3 protein-coding genes are annotated in these 2,850 nt (G+C 40.9%); 2 read left to right on the forward strand and 1 reads right to left on the reverse strand.

Annotation, left to right across the window (positions count from 1 at the left end):
- Positions 1–1,025, forward strand: a 1,025-nt coding sequence (locus KA531_03805; GenBank protein ID MBP6005994.1) for a hypothetical protein, incomplete at its 5' end; no start/stop codon positions are given.
- A 26-nt stretch (positions 1,026–1,051) separates the two neighbouring features.
- Here KA531_03805 and KA531_03810 read toward each other — a convergent pair.
- A complete protein-coding gene (locus KA531_03810) occupies positions 1,052–2,173 on the reverse strand; it encodes an aminopeptidase P family protein (GenBank protein ID MBP6005995.1) in 1,122 nt (373 codons plus the stop codon).
- A gap of 347 nt (positions 2,174–2,520) precedes the next feature.
- Between KA531_03810 and KA531_03815 the strand changes: the two genes are divergently transcribed.
- Positions 2,521–2,850 (forward strand): collagen-like protein (locus tag KA531_03815; protein ID MBP6005996.1); only part of this gene is annotated, 330 nt, incomplete at its 3' end.

The raw sequence follows: 2,850 nt of genomic DNA on the forward strand, positions 1-2,850 counted from the left end.
AGGATCTGAGGGCAAAACTCAAGGTTATCCTTGATGATGAGTTTAAGGAACTGAAGGATCAGTTCAGGGGTCATTCTTTCGGGCTTGCTTTGCAAAATGGTTCTGCTGAGGATCTGAGGGCAAAACTCAAGGTTATCCTTGATGATGAGTTTAAGGAACTGAAGGATCAGTTCAGGGGTAGTTCTTTCGGGCTTGCTTTGCGAAATGGTTCTGCTGAGGATCTGAGGGCAAAACTCAAGGTTATCCTTGATGATGAGTTTAAGGAACTGAAGGATCAGTTCAGGGGTCATTCTTTCGGGCTTGCTTTGCAAAATGGTTCTGCTGAGGATCTGAGGGCAAAACTATGCTATCTAAAAGATATTAATGACAAATTTAGATCCCATGATAAGAATAATTCGTATTATCTGATCATATTTATAGCAAACCTGACTAGATATTTTATGGGCGAAAGAAGAAGTGCAAGTCGTGACCTCGAAGTTACTAGCAGATGCCTTATGGATTTAGACCTAAGTAACCTAGAATTAAACTTATTAGAGGCTTCCCAAGGTAACAAATCTCAACCTAAAGTTGATGATATTAACCGGTTACTAACAGCTGAGCATGGGCTTAGTAAGGATTTAGCTAATATCGTTGCATCCTTCTTTGCTGGCAATCGGGCAGGTATTAAAAATCAACAAATTCAGAGTCTTTTTAGGGTACTGCTTGGTCCACAAGTTAACCGCCGGACTACTTCTATTTCCCAGGGATCTATCCCTGAGGATTATAGACCCTTCCTAGCAACCCAAGAACTAGGTATAGAAAAAGTGGAGATAAGAGACGGTCTTAGTCGTTGGATTTTAAAGCACCAACTAGCCCTACCTAAATACACACTTGACCACCTTGTTGAGGTATTGGTTGGTAGTGATGTACTAGATATTAATATAGAAGAAATCCTTGATCAGCGGATGAAAGATCACAATTTATCTGCAGCAGAATTACTTGATCAATTATTAGCTTTGCTATACGGAGTAACTGACGATTCATAAATATAAGACCTTAGATTGGAGCCAACTTAGATCACCAAGCCCTTAGAGGACTTGGCTAGGTTGATTGAACCCTGCTCAGTCACTACCAAGGTATCTTCAATCCTTACTCCGCCTATCACCCCGACTGGATTTTTATCAGGGTTAGTATAATATAACCCAGGCTCAATTGTTATCACTTGACCAACCTCCAATTTGATATCAGCTACTGGGATGGGTAACTCATGAATATCTAGCCCGACTCCATGACCAAGACCATGAAAATAACCTTGTTGATGACTGTCCGCACTACCCTCAGTCAGGTAGCCATGTTGCTCAAATATTTGACGGATCTTTTGATCAATCAATTGATATCCTTGCTTGGACTTGACCATCGTGAGACCCAAAGCTTGAGCCCGATATACTTCTTGATAAAGGGCCAGCTGAGCTTCTGAAGCTTGACCACGAATAATTGTTCGACTCATATCAGTAAAGTAACCATTGTCTATAGAGCTGGGAAACAAATCAAAAACTATGAATTGATTTGCAATCAATGGACCAGAACCTTGACAATGTGGATCTGCCGTATCAAGCCCACTTGATACTATCATTCCAGCTGGGCTATGGTAGCCCAGCTCAAGTAACTGGACACTGATCATTTGCTTTATTAGCTCACTAGTCAGTAGTCGGTCTCTTTGATATAGATATTCCCCACTAACCCTACTGCTAGCAATATAGTCTAAGATATTGGCATAAACTTTATCCAATGCCTCCTGGGTACTAGTAATAGCTTTGATTTCGTCTTGATTCTTGATGACTCTTCTTGCTGATATCTCTTGACTACTTAGATGTATCCTGAGGGATCTAGCATTGTCGATCATATACTTATAATATTTGGCAGAACTCTTAGAATCTAGTTCAATCTGATCAATACCTACCCTGTCAAGATACTCAAATATTGAACTAATCAACCCTGGTTTGCCACCCTGGTGTGTATTGATTACTAGATCTGCTCCCGACTCTTTTCTAACTAAATCAACCTCCAGGGGGCTGATAAAAATAATAACCTTTTGACCATCGACTAGAACAGCAAAGGGATCTGCTATCCTGATTTTGGAAAAATAATAGATGTCTGAATTTGTATACGAGTCACCGATATAAAGTATTGCCATAATCTTAGGCTACCAAAAATCAATTTTATATGCTACATTTAAAATAAGCTTTAAAGATTATGGAAAATAAAAATTTGAATAACCGCACAAGATTGTATATCTTGATTCTTAGCCTTGGTTGTATCCTTGGGGTAATTGCATTCTTCAGAAGCTTTTATTACCTACCAAATCAAGTTGAGAACACTAAGCCAGATTATATAAACGATATCAAACAAGCTCCTGAGTTCATCAAACTGTTTGGTGATATTGACAAGCTTTCCAAGCTCGATACTGACAAGGATGGTATTGCCGACATCCATGACGATGATATAGACAATGACTCTATAGGAAACGATCAAGACTCAGATATGGATGGGGATCAAACACTAAATGAGAATGATCCATCCACTGCCGTCACCACGATAATTCAGCAAGGTTTAAATGGTAAAGATGGACTCAATGGTATACCTGGTGCGATTGGCCCTATTGGTATCCAGGGGCTGAAGGGAGATATTGGAGAAATGGGTCCTCAAGGGATACAGGGTGAGACTGGGGCTACGGGAGCTACTGGTGCTCAGGGTATACAAGGTGAGACTGGGGCTACGGGAGCTCAGGGGATCCAGGGGATACAAGGTATTCAGGGTGAGACTGGGGCTACGGGAGCTCAGGGGATCCAGGGGATACAAGGTATTCAGGGT

The sequence above is a fragment of the Candidatus Saccharibacteria bacterium genome (genome assembly GCA_017983775.1).
Lineage (GTDB): Bacteria > Patescibacteriota > Saccharimonadia > JAGOAT01 > JAGOAT01 > JAGOAT01.